Source organism: Streptomyces sp. SCSIO ZS0520, assembly GCF_025643355.1.
Lineage (GTDB): Bacteria > Actinomycetota > Actinomycetes > Streptomycetales > Streptomycetaceae > Streptomyces > Streptomyces physcomitrii.
Window position 1 is genome coordinate 889,909 of the sequence record NZ_CP092644.1, and the last position, 15,749, is coordinate 905,657.

At 74.5% G+C, this 15,749-nt stretch carries 13 protein-coding genes; 12 read left to right on the top strand and 1 reads right to left on the bottom strand.

The genetic code is table 11. From position 1 onward, the window contains the following. Positions 1–36: 36 nt before the first annotated feature. The 7 genes from pelF (at position 37) to MID12_RS03055 (ending at position 7,496) form a co-directional block, all read left to right on the top strand. Positions 37–1,617 carry a GT4 family glycosyltransferase PelF gene (gene pelF / locus MID12_RS03025; protein WP_263164699.1) on the top strand — a complete coding sequence of 527 codons (1,581 nt, stop codon included), beginning with the start codon at positions 37–39 and terminating at the stop codon, positions 1,615–1,617. Then, positions 1,614–2,987, top strand: a complete 1,374-nt coding sequence (locus MID12_RS03030; protein WP_263164701.1) for a hypothetical protein — start codon at positions 1,614–1,616, stop codon at positions 2,985–2,987. Before pelF ends, MID12_RS03030 begins: the two co-directional genes overlap by 4 nt. 111 nt (positions 2,988–3,098) lie before the next feature. Beyond that, positions 3,099–4,118 carry an SDR family NAD(P)-dependent oxidoreductase gene (locus tag MID12_RS03035; protein WP_040256113.1) on the top strand — a complete coding sequence of 340 codons (1,020 nt, stop codon included), beginning with the start codon at positions 3,099–3,101 and terminating at the stop codon, positions 4,116–4,118. A 102-nt stretch (positions 4,119–4,220) separates the two neighbouring features. Next, positions 4,221–4,934: an NDP-sugar synthase gene (locus MID12_RS03040; protein ID WP_040246574.1), complete on the top strand. Its 714-nt coding sequence runs from the start codon at positions 4,221–4,223 to the stop codon at positions 4,932–4,934. Next, positions 4,931–6,001, top strand: coding sequence for an NAD-dependent epimerase/dehydratase family protein (locus MID12_RS03045; RefSeq protein WP_411576898.1), 1,071 nt, complete (start codon positions 4,931–4,933; stop codon positions 5,999–6,001). Before MID12_RS03040 ends, MID12_RS03045 begins: the two co-directional genes overlap by 4 nt. Further along, entirely contained in the window at positions 5,998–6,696 is a 699-nt protein-coding gene (locus tag MID12_RS03050; RefSeq protein WP_052482073.1) for a spherulation-specific family 4 protein, read from the top strand. The genes MID12_RS03045 and MID12_RS03050 overlap by 4 nt, the downstream gene beginning before the upstream one ends. A 2-nt stretch (positions 6,697–6,698) precedes the next feature. Beyond that, positions 6,699–7,496: an endo alpha-1,4 polygalactosaminidase gene (locus tag MID12_RS03055; RefSeq protein WP_411577038.1), complete on the top strand. Its 798-nt coding sequence runs from the start codon at positions 6,699–6,701 to the stop codon at positions 7,494–7,496. A gap of 31 nt (positions 7,497–7,527) precedes the next feature. Here the strand turns inward: MID12_RS03055 and hemE are convergent, their stop codons facing one another. Continuing rightward, positions 7,528–8,634: a uroporphyrinogen decarboxylase gene (hemE, locus tag MID12_RS03060; RefSeq protein ID WP_263164705.1), complete on the bottom strand. Its 1,107-nt coding sequence runs from the start codon at positions 8,632–8,634 to the stop codon at positions 7,528–7,530. A 246-nt stretch (positions 8,635–8,880) separates the two neighbouring features. Here hemE and MID12_RS03065 point away from each other — a divergent pair, with 246 nt between their 5' ends. The 5 genes from MID12_RS03065 (at position 8,881) to MID12_RS03085 (ending at position 15,639) form a co-directional block, all read left to right on the top strand. After that, positions 8,881–9,591, top strand: coding sequence for a DUF3000 domain-containing protein (locus tag MID12_RS03065; RefSeq protein WP_040256117.1), 711 nt, complete (start codon positions 8,881–8,883; stop codon positions 9,589–9,591). Between the two features lie 332 nt (positions 9,592–9,923). Continuing rightward, complete coding sequence (locus tag MID12_RS03070) at positions 9,924–10,586, top strand: response regulator transcription factor (RefSeq protein ID WP_040246578.1); 663 nt, start codon at positions 9,924–9,926, stop codon at positions 10,584–10,586. Positions 10,587–10,747: 161 nt separating this feature from the next. Further along, entirely contained in the window at positions 10,748–12,025 is a 1,278-nt protein-coding gene (locus tag MID12_RS03075; protein ID WP_263164707.1) for a ribonuclease D, read from the top strand. A 264-nt stretch (positions 12,026–12,289) separates the two neighbouring features. Beyond that, on the top strand, positions 12,290–13,510 hold the full coding sequence (locus tag MID12_RS03080; RefSeq protein WP_040246581.1) for a thiolase family protein: 1,221 nt from the start codon (positions 12,290–12,292) through the stop codon (positions 13,508–13,510). Then, entirely contained in the window at positions 13,507–15,639 is a 2,133-nt protein-coding gene (locus tag MID12_RS03085; RefSeq protein ID WP_263164709.1) for a 3-hydroxyacyl-CoA dehydrogenase NAD-binding domain-containing protein, read from the top strand. The genes MID12_RS03080 and MID12_RS03085 overlap by 4 nt, the downstream gene beginning before the upstream one ends. Positions 15,640–15,749: the final 110 nt, after the last annotated feature.

Consider the following 15,749-nt stretch of genomic DNA (forward strand, 5'->3'; position numbering starts at 1 on the left):
CCCGTCCCGTGCACGGACCACCACTGGAGCGGCTCGATGCGCCCACCCGCGAGTCCCGCGCGCCCCGGCGGCGCGCCACGGGTCACGCTGCTGACCGAAGGCACCTACCCGCACAGCCACGGCGGGGTGAGCGTCTGGTGCGACCAGCTCGTCCGCGGCATGCCGGAGACCGAGTTCCACGTCCTCGCGCTGACCGGCACCGGCCGCGAGGAACCCGTCTGGGAGCTGCCCGCGCAGGTGCGCGGCATGAAGCAGATACCCCTGTGGGGCCCGGCGCCCGCGGGCCGCACCCCGCGCGGCCGGGCCGGGCGCCGACTCCGCGCGGACTACGAGCAGTTCCTGCGGGCGCTGCTCGACCCCGAGGCCGAGGACGGCTTCGCGCCCGCCCTCTACCGCCTCGCCCGGCACGCACGACAGGGCGCGCTCGCCGCCCTGCTCCGCGGCGAGCAGGCGGTGCGCGTGCTGACCCGGGTGTGGAACAGCCCCGGCCTCGCCGTGGCCGCGGCGCGACCGAGCCTGCACGACGCGGTGACCGCCACCGGGCTGCTCGAACACGCCCTGCGCCCGCTGGCCGCGGCCCCGCCCGAGACCGGGCTGAGCCACGCGGTCAGCGGCGGGCTCGCGGCGCTGCCGGGGCTCGCCGCCCGCGAACTGCACGGTGTGCCGCTGCTGTTGACCGAGCACGGCGTCTATCTGCGCGAGCGCTACCTCGGCTACCGCACCGGCAACTGCGGCTGGCCGGTCAAGGCCCTGCTGCTCGGCTTCTTCCGGCTGCTCGCCGAGGAGACGTACCGCAGGGCGAGCCTGATCACCCCGGGCAACCGCTACAACCGGCTCTGGGAGGAGCAGGGCGGCGCGGCCCCCGAGCGCATCCGTACCGTCTACAACGGCGTCGATCCCGCGGACTTCCCGCCCGCAGGTCCCGAGCCCGAGCAGCCCACCCTCAGCTGGGCGGGCCGGGTGGACCCGATCAAGGACCTGGAGACCCTGGTACGCGCCTTCGCCCTGGTCCGCGAGGAGATCCCGGGGGCGCGGCTGCGGCTCTTCGGCGGCACCCCGCGCGGCGGCGAGGCCTACCGCGAGCGCTGCGCGCAGCTGGCCGCCTCCCTCGGCCACGGCGAGGCGGTGGTCTTCGAGGGCCGGGTGGAGGACATCACCGACGCCTACGCGGCCGGGAACGTGGTCATGCTCTCCAGCATCAGCGAGGGCTTCCCCTTCACCCTGATCGAGGCGATGTCCTGCGGCCGGGCCACCGTCTCCACCGATGTCGGCGGTGTCCGGGAGGCCGTGGGCGAGACCGGTCTCGTGGTGCCGCCGAGGGATCCGCGGGCCATGGCGGACGCCGCCCTCGCGCTGCTGCGGGACCCCGGGCGCCGGACGGCCCTCGGCGAGGCGGCCCGGCTGCGGGTGATCGAGCAGTTCACCCTCCGCCGCACGGTCGACACCTTCCGCGAGATCTACGGCCGACTCGCCTCCGGCGCCGAGGACTTCACGCCTCCGCTGCACCTGGCCGCGGCGCCCGACGAGGCGCGGCACCCGGCGGCCGGACCCCGGCGGGCGGCACGCGCCGCCGCCCCCCTGCGGATATCCGCGCCCTCCCGGGAGGCCGCCGGATGAGCGGGCCGATGCCGCTGACCGAGGCGGCGCGCACGGCCGAGCCGGTGGCCGCGGTGCTGCGGCTGCCCGGCGGGCGCGGCACCCCCGCGGTGGCGGCCGCCGACGGCGCCGACCCGGTGGACCTGCTCGCCGCGGAACTCGCCGACCGGACCGGCCCCGCCGTGCACCCGTACGAGGTCGCCGCCCTCCTGGAGTCGCTCGGCATGACCGAGAGCAGGATCCGGCGCGAGTACGGGCACCGGGACCTGTTCCAGCTCGCCGAGGACCTGCACCGGCGGGTGCCGCGCAGCCACCCCGCGCCCCCGCCCGCGCCGGACCCCTGGCGCCCCGACACCCTCCGCTGCGCCCTGCGCGGGCTGCTGTTCGCGCTCCCCGGTCTCGGCTATCTGCTCGCCCCCGGACCGCTCGACGACCGCGGCACCCTGCGCGGCCTGGTCCTCGCGGCGCTGCTGTCCTGGGCCTGGTCCCAGGCGCTCAGCCACCGCGCCCATCTGCGCCTGGCCACCGGACGCCCGGCCGCGCGGCGTACCCTCGCCCTCGGGGCGCCGGCCGGGGCGGTGCTGGCCACCGGCGCCGGGGCGGCCTGCGCCCCCTCCGCCGAGGGCGCCGCCTTCCTCGCCGGGCAGTCGCTCTATCTGGCGGCGGCCGGGGTCCTGCTCGTGCTGGGCGCCGAACGGGTCCTCGCCTGCGCCCTGCTCCCGCTGGCGGCGGACGCGGCCGTGCTGCCGCTCGGGGTGCTGCCGTCCTGGGCCGGGCCCTCGCTCTGCCTGGCGGCCGTGCTCCTGTCGGCGGCGGCCGCGGTGCGCGCCCTGCTCCCGCTGCGCGGCCAGGAGCGGCCGTCCGGACCCGCGCCCGCCTGGCACCGCTCCCTGCCCTACGGCCTGTTCGGGCTCGCGGCCGGGGTGCTCGCCCTGACGGCGGGACGCCGGGAACCGCTCGCCGTGGTGGTGCTGACCCTCAGCATGGGCCCCGCCGAATGGCTGCTCTTCCGCTTCCGGGGCCTCGCGGTCTCGGCGCTGCGCGCCAGCCGCACCCCGGCCGCCTTCGCCCTGCGCGCGGCCCGGGCCCTCGCCCTGTGCCTCGGCTGCTATCTGCTTCCGGTCGCCGCCGGGGGCCTCCTGACGGGCAGCGCCCCGGCCCCGCTCACCGCCCTGGCCGCGGTGCTCTTCACCGCCCTGCTCCTCCAGGCCTTCGGCACCGCCTGGCCCGCCGCCCTCGGCTGCGCGGCGGCCGCCCTCACCGCCGCCCTGCCGCCCGCACTCGGCCTGCTCGCCCCGGCTCCGGCCCAGCTCCTCGGCTGTACCGCGGCCGGGACCGTACTGCTCGCCCTCGCGGCGGCCCGCACGGCCCGGTCCACCGCCCACGCCTGACCCGCACCCGTACGTACCCGTACCGCGATCCCGACCGCCCGGACACCCGCTGCCCGTGCCCGACTCCCCTCCCAGGAGGCGAACGTGAACCGCACTTCCGCCGACCGCTCCATCCCCGCCGACACCGGTGGCGACGGTGGCACGACCGTCGCCGTCACCGGCGCCGAGGGCTTCATCGGCTCCCATCTCACCGAGGCCCTGGTCCGCGCCGGACACCGGGTGCGCGCCATGGTCCAGTACAACTCCTTCTCCTCCTACGGCTGGCTGGAGACCCTGCCCGCCGAGGTGCGCGAGGAGGTGGACATCCAGCTCGGCGACGTCCGCGACCCGGGCTCGGTGCACGCGCTGATCGAGGGCGCCGAGGCCGTCTACCACCTGGCCGCGCTCATCGCGATCCCCTACTCCTACCGGGCGCCGCACAGCTATGTGGACACCAACATCACCGGCACCCTGAACGTCCTCGAAGCGGTCCGCCGCCTCGGCACCCCGCGGCTGGTGCACACCTCCACCAGCGAGACCTACGGCACCGCGCTGACCGTGCCGATCACCGAGGACCACCCGATCAACACCCAGTCCCCGTACGCCGCTTCGAAGGCCGGCGCGGACCGGCTCGCGGACAGCTACCACGCGAGCTTCGGCACCCCGGTGGTGACCCTGCGGCCCTTCAACACCTTCGGCCCCCGGCAGTCGATGCGCGCGGTGATCCCCACCGTGATCGGGCAGATCGCCGCGGGCGAGCGCACCCTCACCCTCGGGGACCTGCGCCCCACCCGCGACTTCACCTTCGTCAAGGACACCGCGCGGGCCTTCCTCGCGGTCGGCACCGCCCCGGCCGCCGAGGTGGCCGGGCGCACCTTCAACGCGGGCACCGGCGGCGAGATCTCGGTCGGCGACCTGGTGCGCCTGATCGGCAAGCTGATGTCCGCCGACCTCGACGTACGCGAGGACTGCGCCCGCATCCGGCCCGCCAACTCCGAGGTCATGCGGCTGGTCGCGGACGCCGGGCGGCTGCGCGCGGCCACCGGCTGGCGCCCCGCGTACGACCTGGAGAGCGGACTCGCCGAGACCATCGCCTTCTTCCGCGAACCGGCCAACCTCGCGCGGTACAAGACGGACATCTACAACATCTAGCGCGGACGGGCGCGGCCCTCGCGCGCCCGCCGCCGTCCCACCCCCGCGCACCACCACGTACCGCCCACCACCGCCCGCAGGGCCCGACAGGGGAGGCATCCCGTGCACGCAGTCATTCTCGCCGGAGGAAAGGGTGTCCGGCTGCGGCCGTACACCACCGCGCTGCCCAAGCCGCTGGTGCCGATCGGCGACCAGCACGCGATCCTGGAGATCGTGCTGCGCCAGCTGGCCTCCGCCGGATTCACCAGCTGCACCCTCGCGATCGGCCATCTCGGCCACATCATCCGCGCCTACGTGGGCAACGGCGCCCGCTGGGGCCTGCGCGTCGGCTACTCCACCGAGGACAGCCCGCTCGGCACCATGGGCCCGCTGCTGACCATGATGGACCGGCTGCCCGAGCACTTCCTCGTGATGAACGGCGACATCCTCACCGACCTCGACTACGCCTCGGTCCTGCGCGGCCACATCGACTCCGGGGCGCCCCTGACCATCGCCACCTACGCCCGCGACGTGCACATCGACTTCGGGGTGCTGACCACCGACTCCAGCAAGGTGGTCGCCTTCACCGAGAAGCCCCGGATGAACTACCGCGTCTCGATGGGCGTCTACGGGCTCTCCCGCGAGACCCTGGCCGCCTACACCCCGGGCCTGCCGCTCGGCTTCGACGAACTCGTCCTGGACCTGCTCAAGGCGGACACCCCGCCGCACGCCCACGACTTCGACGGCTACTGGCTCGACATCGGCCGCCCGGACGACTACGACCGCGCCAACGCCGAGTTCACCACCCACCGTTCGCTGCTGCTGAAGGGAGCGTGAGCACGGGCATGCGGGTACTGGTGCTCGGTGCCACCGGCTTCCTCGGCGGGCACCTCACCCGGCTGCTGCGCGCGGAGCGCGGGATCCTCCCGTGCACCGCGGGCCGCGGGTCCGGGGCCGACCTCCGCGCCGACCTGGCCGCGGTCACCGTCCCCGAGCTCGCCGCCCTGCTCACGGCGGCCGCGCCGGACGCGGTGGTCAACTGCGCGGGCGCGGTCGGCGGCGGCCCCGGGGAGCAGTCCGCACTCAACTCCCGGCTGCCCGCGGTGCTCTGCGCGGCGCTGAAGCAAGCCGCCCCCGGGGCCCGCCTGGTCCACCTCGGCTCCGCCGCCGAGTACGGCAGGGTGCCGCACGGGGAGCGGGTGCGGGAGGAGGCGCCCGCCGCGCCCCTCGGCCACTACGGCGCGACCAAGCTCGCGGGCACCCTGGCCGTCACCTCCTCCGGGGCCGACGCGGTGGTGCTGCGGGTGACCAACCCGGTCGGCGCCGGGGCCCCGGAGGCGGGTCTGCCGGGCCGGCTCGCCGCGGCCCTGCGCCGGGCGGCGGTGACCGGCCCCGGGACGGCGGTCCGGGTGGGCGACCTCTCCGCCCACCGGGACTTCGTGGACGTACGCGATGTGGCCCGGGCGGTGCACCTCGCGCTGCGGGCGCCGGGGCCGCTGCCCGGGGTGGTGAACATCGGCAGCGGAGAGGCCGTGCGGGTACGGGAGTTGGCCACCGCGCTGCTCGCGATCGCGGGCTCCGGCGTGCGCCTGCGGGAGGAGGCCGGGGGCGGCTCGGCCCGCTCCGGGCAGGTCGACTGGAGCTGCGCGGACGTGACCCGCGCCGCCACCGCCCTCGGCTGGCGCCCGCGCCACTCGCTGACCGACTCGCTGACCGCGCTCTGGGAGGAGAACGGGCGGGAGACGGTGGGGACCGACAGGGACGGCAAGGAGAGGGCCACGGTGCGGGCGGCACGGGCGGAGGCCGCGCGGGCGGGCGGACCGGGAGGCGGTTCGGCGGCCGGCCTCCTCGTGCCCCGCACGCCCCTCGCCGCCTCGCCCGCCCCGGCGGAGGAGCCCGTATGACCCTGCTCGTACCGCTCTACGTCCACCCGGCCGTGGACCCCGCGGCCTGGCAGTCGGTGGCCGGGGCCCCGTCGCGGATGTACGCGGTGGTGCTCAACGCGGCCGACGGGCCCGGCGGTTCGCCCGATCCCGCGTTCGCGGCCGCCTCCGGCGCGCTGCGGGCGGCGGGCGTGCGGGTGCTCGGCTACGTGGACACCGCCTACGGGCGCCGCCCGCGCCGGGAGGTGCTGCGGGACCTGGAGCGCCACCGGGACTGGTACGGCACCGAGGGCTGCTTCCTCGACCGGACGGACCCGGGGGCCTCGGGGCTGCGGGCCTGCCGGGGCCTGGTCCGCGCGGCCCGCGGCCGCGGCGCCCGGACCGTCGTCCTCAACCCGGGCGTGCACCCGGCCCCCGGCTACGCCCGCGCCGCGGACCTGCTCGTCACCTTCGAGGGCCACTGGTCGACCTACCTCGGCTCCTTCACCGCGCCCGACTGGACCACCCGCCATCCCCCGGAGCGCTTCTGCCACCTGGTGTACGGGGTACCGCCCGCGCTCGCCGAGCTGGCCGCGCGGACGGCCCGCGAGCGGGGCGCCGGTGTGCACTGCGCGGCGCCCGGCGCGGGGCCCAACCCGTGGAACCGGCCGCCCGCCCTGCCGCCGGAGGCCGCCGTGAACCCCCGGAACCCCCTGCGAACCGAGGACCCAGCGTGAACCTGCGCGCCGCCCACCCGGCCCGGCTGTGCCTGCTGCTCCTGCTCGGCCTGCTCGCCGCCTGCACCACCGGCGGGGGCGAGGACCACCGGCCGCCGCCCGCGCGCTGGCATCCGCAGCCGGGCAGCGACTGGCAGTGGCAGCTCAGCGGGCCGCTCGACACCGGCGTGGACGTACCGGTCTACGACGTGGACGGCTTCGAGACCAGCCGCGCCCAGATCCGGAGGCTGCACCGGGACGGGCGCCGGGTGATCTGCTACGTCAACGCCGGGGCCTGGGAGTCCTTCCGGCCCGACGCCGACGACTTCCCGCCCGCGCTGCGCGGCGGGCAGAACGGCTGGCCCGGCGAGCGCTGGCTGGACATCCGGCAGCGGGAGCGGCTGCGCCCGCTGATGGCCGCCCGCTTCGACATGTGCCGCAAGAAGGGCTTCGACGCCGTCGAGCCCGATCTCCTCGACGCCTACCAGGAGGACACCGGCTTCCCCCTCACCGCCGCCGACCAACTCGGCTACAACCGGATGCTGGCCGCGCTCGCCCATGAACGCGGTCTCGCGGTGGGCCTGAAGAACGACCTCTCGCAGATCCCCGCCCTCGTCGACGACTTCGACTTCGCCGTCAACGAGCAGTGTGCGCAGTTCCACGAGTGCGAGCGGCTGCGGCCCTTCCTCGACGCGGGAAAGGCGGTCTTCCACGCCGAGTACGCGGTCGCACCCGGCAGCTTCTGCCCCGGGAGCCGCCGGATCGGCCTGTCCTCGGTACGCAAACGGCTGGATCTGGGCAGCTGGCGGCAGGCCTGCTGAGCGGGCGGACAGCCGGGCGCCGCCCGGGAGTTCAGCGCTTGGTCTGGGTGTGCACGTACTCCACGAGCCTGCTCAGCGCGTCCGGGTCGGTGGTGGGCAGCACCCCGTGGCCCAGGTTGAAGACATGGCCGTCGAGACCGGCGGCCGCGTCCAGGATCTCCCGGGTCTTGGCCTCCACGGCCTCCGGACCGGCGAAGAGCACGGCGGGGTCGAGGTTGCCCTGGAGCGCCTTGCCGGGGCCGACCCGGCGCGCGGCCTCGTCGAGGGGCACCCGCCAGTCGACGCCGACGACATCCGCCCCGGCCTCGCCGAGCAGTCCGAGCAGTTCGCCGGTGCCGACGCCGAAGTGGATGCGCGGGACGCCGTACCCGGCGGTGGCCACGAAGACCTTGGCGGAGGCGGGCAGCACCGAGCGCCGGTAGTCGGCCGGGGACAGGGCGCCCACCCAGGAGTCGAAGAGCTGCACCGCGGAGGCGCCCGCCTCGATCTGCACCCTGAGGAAGGCCGAGGTGATGTCCGCGAGGCGGTCGAGCAGATCGGCCCACAGCTGCGGGTCGCCGTACATCATCGCCTTGGTGTGCTCGTGGTTGCGGGACGGGCCGCCCTCCACGAGATAGCTGGCGAGGGTGAAGGGCGCCCCGGCGAAGCCGATCAGCGGGGTGGCCCCGAGTTCGGCGGTGAGCAGGCCGATCGCCTCGGTGACATAGGAGACGTCCTCGGGCGTGAGCGCGCGCAGCCGGTCGAGGTCGGCGCGGGTGCGCACCGGCCGCTCGACGACAGGGCCGACGCCCGGCTTGATGTCCAGGTCGATGCCGATGGCCTTGAGCGGGACCACGATGTCGCTGAAGTAGATCGCCGCGTCGACCTGGTGGCGGCGCACCGGCTGGAGGGTGATCTCGGCGACCAGCTCGGGCCGCATGCAGGACTCCAGCATGGGGATGCCCTCGCGCGCCTTCAGGTACTCGGGCAGCGAGCGGCCCGCCTGCCGCATGAACCAGACCGGGGTGTGCGGCACCGGCTCCCGGCGGCAGGCGCGCAGGAAGGCGGAGTCGTACGTACTCCTCGGGGCCCGGCCCGCGGCGGGGGCCTCCCCGGCCGGGACGGAGGACTGAGCTGGGGGCAGGTCGTTGGCGCTCACCGGGGAATCCTCCCATGCTCCGGGCGGCCCGCCGCGCGCGGGGACGGCGCATTCCGGCCACCGGGAGCCCCGCCGGTTCCCGCTGCCGCGGTGCGGCGGCCCCGCGGTCCGGGGCCGGGTGCGGGCGGCATCGCCGCGGGGCCGGGCGCCGGGACCGGCCAAGGTCACGACAAGATCCGGCCGGTGGGCGCGGCGCGGGGGTGTCCCTCCCTGCGTGCGGCCCCGCTTCCCCTTACCCTCCTCGGCATGGCTGCGGCTCAAGGACACGTGTCGGACGGTGCTGGCGGAACAGACACTCCCCGGGAGAGGGAAGCGGCGAAAGAGGCGGAGAAGAGTACGGCGCAGGAGGCGGAGCGGGCACCGGCGGAGCAGGTTCCGCCGGTGTTCCGTGCCGCCGTCGAGCAGCTCCACTCGGCGCGGCTGCGCCCCGGCATCGAGATCGAGACGGTCCGTGCGCCCCGGCGCCTGGCCCCGCACGCCCACGCCCTGGAAGCGGCCGTACTGGACGGCGAGGACGACCTCGCCGACGGCCGCCTCATCCTGCTCCACGACCCGGCGGGCCACGAGGCCTGGCAGGGCGGCTTCCGCCTGGTCACCCTGGTACGCGCGGAACTGGAGCCGGAGATGGCGGCGGACCCGCTGCTGCCCGAGGTCTGCTGGTCCTGGCTGACCGGCGCCCTGCAGTCGCGGGGCCTCACCGTGAAGGAGCCCGGCGGCACCGTCACCCGCGCCTCCTCGCAGCACTTCGGCGGCCTCGCCGAGCGCCCGCCGGCCAGCCAGATCGAGATCCGCGCCTCCTGGACCCCGTACGAGAGCGCCGGGCAGGCCCCCGACACCGCCGGTCATCTCGCGGCCTGGTGCGAACTCCTGTGCCAACTGGCCGGGCTGCCGCCCCTCGCGCCCTCCGACGGCTCGGTGGTGACGCTGCCGCAGCGGCGGGGGCCCGAGGCGCACTGAGCAGACGCCCCGGGCGGTCGGCGCCCGGGGCCGCGCGCCCGGGCGCCGCCGACCCGCGGCATGATCGTTCCGGTGCGTTTTCCACCGGGTTCTGTGATCTTTCTGCCGTCTTTCTGGCGCCTCCACCACCCCGAGCGGGGCCGGTTCCGGACCGGTTCGCTCTGCTCATGATCGATCGCGCGTCCGAATTGCACGAATTGTTACTCACCAAATCGTGATCATTGCCTAAAGCCCGCCGCCCCCGCTGCCGAAGAGGTCTGTGACCTACAAAGCACGGTTCGTTACGGCTTCTCCCCCCAAGCCGACGCCGTTCCCGCACCCCAGGAGGCCTGGTGTCCGTTCTCCTCGAGCAGCCCGCAAGCCTGGTCGCCTACCGCCCGAACAAGCCGACCGCCATGGTGGTGGTGGCCGACCCCCGGGTCCGCTCCACCGTCACCCGTCACCTGTGGGCGCTCGGAGTGCGCGACGTCATCGAGGCGTCGTCGATCGCGGAGGCACGACCCCGAATCACCAATCCCCGCGACATCTGTGTCGCCGACGTCCATCTGCCCGACGGCAGCGGCCTGACGCTGCTGTCCGAGACCCGCGCCGCGGGCTGGCCCAACGGCCTCGCCCTGTCGGCCGCCGACGACATCGGAGCCGTACGCAACGCCCTCGCGGGCGGAGTGAAGGGCTACGTGGTCACCGGCACCCGTACCAACATCGGGCTCCCCACCCGTCCCGGCGCCGCCCCCATCGGCGCCGCCGCGGCCCGGATGCACCGCCGCCCCCCGGGTGCCCCGAGCCACCCGGGCGGCTACCGCGAGCTGTCGGGCCGCGAGGTCGAGGTGCTGCGCCTGGTCGCCGAGGGGCAGTCCAACAAGGCCATCGGCGTCTCGATGGGCCTGTCCGCGCTGACCGTCAAATCGCACCTGGCCCGCATCGCCCGCAAGCTGGGCACCGGTGACCGGGCCGGCATGGTCGCGGTCGCGCTGCGGACCGGCATCATCCACTGAGCCACCCGTCCTCCCCTGGCGCGCGGGGCCCTCGCCGGAACGTTCCGGCGAGGGCCCCGCGCGCTGCCGTGCGCCGGTCGCGGACCACTCCCGCGCAGGTGAGGGGTGTTTTCGCGCGAAGGCGCAGCTCGGGCGTTCGGGCAGGCAGATACCCTTGACGGGTGACCGACGCCCAAGAGACCGCAGCAGACAGCCCACTGCGAACCACCGGAGGCGCTCCTCCGGACGACGTCGAAAAGGCGCCGACCCCCTTGCTCGAGCCCCGCGAGGGCATCCCGCCGGTCACCGCCGACGAGGAGTCGCTCGCCGCGGTGACCGCCGCCTTCGCCGCGGGCACCGGCCCCGTCGCCGTCGACGCGGAGCGCGCCTCCGGCTACCGCTACGGCCAGCGCGCCTATCTCGTGCAGCTGCGCCGCGAGGGCGCGGGCAGCGCGCTGATCGACCCCGTCGCCTGCCCGGACCTGTCCGGGCTCGGCGCCGCGATCGGCGACGCCGAGTGGGTGCTGCACGCGGCCACCCAGGACCTCCCCTGCCTGCGCGACATAGGCATGGTCCCGAGCCGCCTCTTCGACACCGAACTCGCCGGCCGCCTCGCCGGGTTCCCGCGGGTCGGCCTCGGCGCCATGGTCGAGGGCGTGCTCGGCTACGTACTGGAGAAGGAGCACTCCGCGGTCGACTGGTCGACCCGGCCGCTGCCCGAGCCCTGGCTGCGCTATGCCGCGCTCGACGTGGAACTCCTGGTGGACCTGCGCGACGCGCTGGAGAAGGAACTCGACCGGCAGGGCAAACTCGACTGGGCCCACCAGGAGTTCGCGGCGATCGCCGCGGCACCGCCCGCCCCGCCGCGCAAGGATCCCTGGCGCCGCACCTCCGGGATGCACAAGGTGCGCCGCCGCCGGCAGATGGCCGTGGTGCGCGAGCTGTGGCAGGCCCGCGACCGGATCGCCCAGCGCCGGGACATCTCCCCCGGCAAGGTGCTCGGCGACGCGGCCATCGTGGAGGCGGCGCTCGCCCTGCCCGCGGACAGCCAGGCCCTCGGCGCGCTGCCCGGCTTCGGCAGCCGGGTCGGCCGGCGCCAGCTCGACCAGTGGCAGTCCGCGGTGGACCGGGCGAAGGCGCTGCCCGAGTCGGCGCTGCCTCAGCCGGGCCAGCAGGTGACGGGCCCGCCGCCGCCCCGGGCCTGGGCCGACAAGGACCCGGAGGCCGCCGCCCGGCTCTCGGCCGCGCGGGCCGGGGTCTCGGCCCTTGCCGAGCGGCTGAACATGCCGCAGGAGAACCTGATCACCCCGGACACCGTGCGCCGCGTCTGCTGGGAGCCGCCCGCCGACGCGGACGAGGAGTCGGTCGCCGCCGCGCTCGCCTCGCACGGGGCGCGCGCCTGGCAGATCGAGCAGGTGACACCGCTCCTGGTGAGCGCGCTCGCCGCGAAGAGCGACTGAGGCACCGCCGCCGCACCGCACGCCGAGAGCTTCTCAGGCAGGGCGCCGACCAGCCGGTCCACCCGGGTTCTCCACCCCCGGGTGGACCGGCTGCGTCGTTCAGGGGGCAGGCGGGGGCGGCAACCGGGTGTGACCTTCGCCGCTCATGCCCGCAGGACTGGGCAGCCTGGTTACTCGTAAGTAGCATGGCGGTATTCGCAGCGCGCCGGGCAGTTGGGGCGTGCCGCGCGGCAGTGCCATCCCGCATTCTGGAGGAGAGCCATCGTGCCTCGTACCGTGAGGGACGTCGTCTTCGTCGACGGCGTCCGTACCCCGTTCGGCAAGGCGGGCCCGAAGGGCATCTACCACGAGACCCGCGCCGACGACCTGGTCGTCAAGTCGATCCGGGAGCTGCTGCGCCGCAACCCCGGCCTCGACCCGGCCAAGATCGACGAGGTCGCCATCGCCGCGACCACCCAGATCGGTGACCAGGGCCTGACCCTCGGCCGTACGGCCGGCATCCTCGCGGGACTGCCGCAGTCGGTGCCCGGCTACTCGATCGACCGGATGTGCGCCGGTGCGCTCACCGCGGTGACCACCACCGCGGGCTCCATCGCCTTCGGCGCCTACGACGCCGTCATCGCGGGCGGTGTCGAGCACATGGGCCGCCACCCGATGGGCGAGGGCGTCGACCCGAACCCGCGCTTCGTCAGCGAGAAGCTGGTCGACCAGTCCGCCATGTTCATGGGCATGACCGCGGAGAACCTGCACGACCGCTTCCCGCAGCTGACCAAGCAGCGCGCCGACGAGTACGCGGTGCTCTCCCAGGAGAAGGCCGCCAAGGCGTACGCCAACGGCAGGATCCAGCAGGACCTGGTGCCGATCGCGATCCGCCGCACCAGCCCCGAGGGCGGGGAGACCGGCTGGGGCCTGGCCACCGCCGACGAGCCGATGCGCCCGGGCACCACGCTGGAGAACCTCGCCGGCCTGAAGACCCCCTTCCGTCCGCACGGCCGGGTCACCGCGGGCAACGCCGCCGGTCTCAACGACGGCGCCACCGCCTCGATCATCGCCGCCGAGGACTTCGCGCGCGAGCACGAGCTGCCGGTCAAGATGCGCCTGGTCTCCTACGCCTTCGCCGGGGTGGAGCCCGAGGTCATGGGCTACGGCCCGGTCCCGGCCACCGAGAAGGCGCTCGCCAAGGCGGGCCTGTCCATCGCGGACATCGGCCTCTTCGAGCTGAACGAGGCCTTCGCCGTCCAGGTGATCGCCCTGCTCGACCACTACGGCATCGCCGACGACGACCCGCGCGTCAACCAGTACGGCGGCGCGATCGCCTTCGGTCACCCGCTGGCCTCCTCCGGGGTGCGCCTGCTGACCCAGCTGGCCCGCCAGTTCGAGGAGCAGCCGCACGTCCGCTACGGCCTGACCAGCATGTGCGTCGGATTCGGCATGGGTGCGACCACCATCTGGGAGAACCCCCACTTCGACGGAGGCACCAAGTGAGCACCACCACCGCCGAGCTGCTGAAGGGCGCAGCCGAGCTCTTCCCGGACGAGGTCGTGACCTCGGCGCACGTGCGCCACCTCGACCTGCCGCTGGGGGCCGGCCGCTTCGCGCTGATCACCCTCGACAACGGCTTCGACCACACCAAGCCGACCACCTTCGGTCCCGGCTCGCTGGCGAATCTGAACGCCGCCCTCGACCAGGTCGAGAAGGAGGCCGCGGACGGCTCCGTCGTCGCCGTGGGCCTGACCGGCAAGCCGTTCATCTTCGCGGTCGGCGCCGACCTCAAGGGCGTCGAGATCCTGAAGAACCACGAGGACGCGCTCGCCATCGGCAAGAGCGGCCACGAGGTCTTCAAGCGCCTGTCCTCGCTCGCCGTGCCGACCTTCGCGTACTACAACGGCGCCGCGATGGGCGGCGGCGTCGAGGCCGGACTGCACTGCACGTACCGCACGGTCGTGAAGTCGCTGCCCGCCTTCTCGCTCCCCGAGGTCTTCCTCGGCCTGGTCCCGGGCTGGGGCGGCTGCGCGCTGCTGCCGAACCTGATCGGCCCGGAGAAGGCAATCTCGGTCATCATCGAGAACTCGCTCAACCAGAACAAGCAGCTCAAGGGCCCCCAGGTCTTCGAACTCGGCATCGCCGACGCCATCTTCGAGGGCGCCGACTTCCTGGAGCAGTCGCTGCTGTGGACCGCCTCCGTCCTCAAGGGCGAGACCACGGTCGAGCGCCCCGAGGTCGACCGCGGTGCCTCCTGGGACGCGGCGGTGGCCAAGGGCCGCGAGATCGCCGACTCCAAGGTGCACGGCGCGGCCCCGGCCGCCTACCGCGCGCTGGACATCATCGCGGCGGTCAAGGACGGCGACCTCCAGTCGGCCTACGACGCCGAGGACAAGGCGCTCGCCGACCTGATCATGGGCGGCGAACTCCGCAGCGGCATCTACGCCTTCAACCTGGTGCAGAAGCGCGCCAAGCGCCCGGCCGGCGCCCCGGACAAGAACCTGGCGCGCCCGGTCACCAAGGTCGGTGTGGTCGGCGCGGGCCTGATGGCCTCGCAGCTGGCGCTGCTCTTCCTGCGCCGCCTGGAGGTGCCGGTCGTGCTGACCGACATCGACCAGGAGCGCATCGACAAGGGCGTGGGCTACGTCCACGCGGAGATCGACAAGCTGCTGCTCAAGGGCCGCGTCAACCAGGACACCGCCAACCGCTACAAGGCCCTGGTCACCGGTGTCCTGGACAAGGCCGAGGGCTTCTCGGACGCGGACTTCGTCATCGAGGCGGTCTTCGAGGAGATCGGCGTCAAGCAGACGGTGTTCGCCGAGGTCGAGGCGGTCGCTCCGGCGCACGCCATCCTCGCCACCAACACCTCCTCGCTCTCGGTCTCCGAGATGGCCTCGAAGCTGAAGAACCCCGAGCGGGTCGTCGGCTTCCACTTCTTCAACCCGGTCGCGATCCTGCCGCTCCTGGAGATCGTGCGCGGCGAGCAGACCGACGACGCCTCGCTGGCCACGGCCTTCGCCGTCGCCAAGAAGCTGAAGAAGACCGCGGTGCTCACCAAGGACGCCCCGGCGTTCGTGGTGAACCGCATCCTGACCCGCTTCATGGGCGAGATCCAGAACGTCATCGACGAGGGCACCCCGATCGATGTCGCCGAGCGCTCCATCGAGCCGCTCGGGCTGCCGATGTCGCCGCTGGTGCTCCTGGAGCTGGTCGGCCCGGCGATCGGCCTGCATGTCTCCGAGACCCTGAACCGCGCCTTCCCGGACCGCTTCACGGTCTCCCCCAACCTCAAGGCGGTCGTGGAGGCGGGCAAGCGCGGCTTCTACATCCACGACTCCGGGAAGCCGGAGATCGACCCGGAGGTCGCGGCGCTGCTCAAGCAGGGCGATGTGGCGCTCACCGAGGAGCAGGCCCGCGACCGGGTCCTGGACGCGGTGGCCGAGGAGATCGGCCTGATGCTCGACGAGGGCGTGGTGGCCGAGGCGCAGGACATCGACCTCTGCCTGATCACCGGCGCGGGCTGGCCCTTCCACCTGGGCGGCATCACGCCGTACCTGGACCGCGCGGGCGTCAGCCGGCGGGTCAACGGCAAGCCCTTCCTCGCGCAGGGCGTGGCGAGCGTCCCGGCGTAACGCCTCCCAGCACGCAGAACGGGCCGTACCGGAGCCTCCGGTGCGGCCCGTTCCGCTGTCCGGAAACCGCGGGCGGGTCCCGGAGACCCCCGAAGTCCGTACGGTGGGGG

Bases quoted from the DNA above. Each gene is read 5' to 3' on its own strand.
- pelF (WP_263164699.1), top strand. From the start codon at position 37: ATGCGCCCACCCGCGAGTCCCGCGCGCCCCGGCGGCGCGCCACGGGTC.
- MID12_RS03030 (WP_263164701.1), top strand. From the start codon at position 1,614: ATGAGCGGGCCGATGCCGCTGACCGAGGCGGCGCGCACGGCCGAGCCG.
- MID12_RS03050 (WP_052482073.1), top strand. From the start codon at position 5,998: ATGACCCTGCTCGTACCGCTCTACGTCCACCCGGCCGTGGACCCCGCG.
- MID12_RS03065 (WP_040256117.1), top strand. From the start codon at position 8,881: ATGGCTGCGGCTCAAGGACACGTGTCGGACGGTGCTGGCGGAACAGAC.